The 1,090-nt window shown below is 44.1% G+C and carries 1 protein-coding gene; it reads right to left on the bottom strand.

Annotated elements, in window-relative coordinates; all coding sequences use genetic code 11:
* Positions 1-153: 153 nt before the first annotated feature.
* The coding region (locus tag MHM93_RS19335; protein WP_239450232.1) for a hypothetical protein at positions 154-1,090 on the bottom strand (937 nt) is incomplete at its 5' end.

The following is a 1,090-nucleotide window of genomic DNA, read 5'->3' as shown; positions in this document are numbered from 1 at the left end:
AAAATGGCGTTGATGGCGGCAGTTATTCCAGTGTGAACACCTATATTGTGACTCGCTTGCAGCAAGGGGCACCGATAACGCTGCTGGCGAAGTGGTAATAGGTAAGGAGCAGCTTAGCTGCTCCCATTATGTTGCTCCCACACCACGGCACAGCTAATGAAACACTTTGCCACTAATCAAGGTGTCATCAATCACCAAAAACTGCCCATGCCATTTTTCTGTAGTGACATAAGCGGTATCCCACTCTAGATTAGTGTTGCCTATGGCTTCAAGCTTGGCATAAGGGTCTCCTTGGCCAAGGCCAGCAAACTGCCATTTTGAAAATGTATCGAAGAGCTCGTTTTTGCCGTAGATGCCTGCCCTGCGGGCGGAGAAGTCTTCCATGAGTTTAATATGGTCCACTTGCTCGGCAGTAGACATCACAATTTTTTGCCGACAAGGGGTAAAAAAAGCACGCTTATTATCGGCATCGACTAGTTGAATTAGGCTGTTTCCATAGGTGCTAATATACTCGTCAATGGTCATGGCGTGTTGGTAGCAAGGAGACGTTTGCACCTTGCTAAAGTCGGTGAAGGGCTTGCCTACACTAAACCCAGCTAACTTCTGCGCGGTTTCATCAAGGTCGCTAACTTGTTGTAGTGTTAAAAATTTGGGTTCGCTATAAGCCGAGTCAATGAGTGCTGCCTGCTGGCCATTGAGGGTTGCTGTAGAAGCAAACTGTGCTCCATTTAAGGAAAATGTAAAGTCTTCGGCAACAATTTCCAACTGGTTAGCTAACGAAATAGGCAACAAAGCTTGGTTGTATTGATAACCCACTAACTTACCTTGGTGAAAACTAAAAACATGATTGCGACCAATAAAAGCCAGTAACTTTGTGTCATTTATCGGCCATAACATAGTAAAACGGCCTAGTTTTTTGCGTACTTGAGCGAATTCATCACCTATTTTAAAAGTAAATATAGAATCCTCGGTGATAATTAAAGTCGGTGTTCCCGAATTCAGATAATAAGTGCACCACTCATGGTTAAGAGGTGACAGACGATCAACTGCCTGTTGGTGGTATTCTAATGTCGCCAAACAAAAAGAGTAT

It is taken from the genome of Pseudoalteromonas sp. MM17-2 (genome assembly GCF_022347945.1).
GTDB classification, from domain to species: Bacteria; Pseudomonadota; Gammaproteobacteria; order Enterobacterales; family Alteromonadaceae; genus Pseudoalteromonas; species Pseudoalteromonas ruthenica.
Note: the sequence above shows the minus strand (reverse complement) of the source record. Positions and strands in the feature narration are given on the sequence as shown.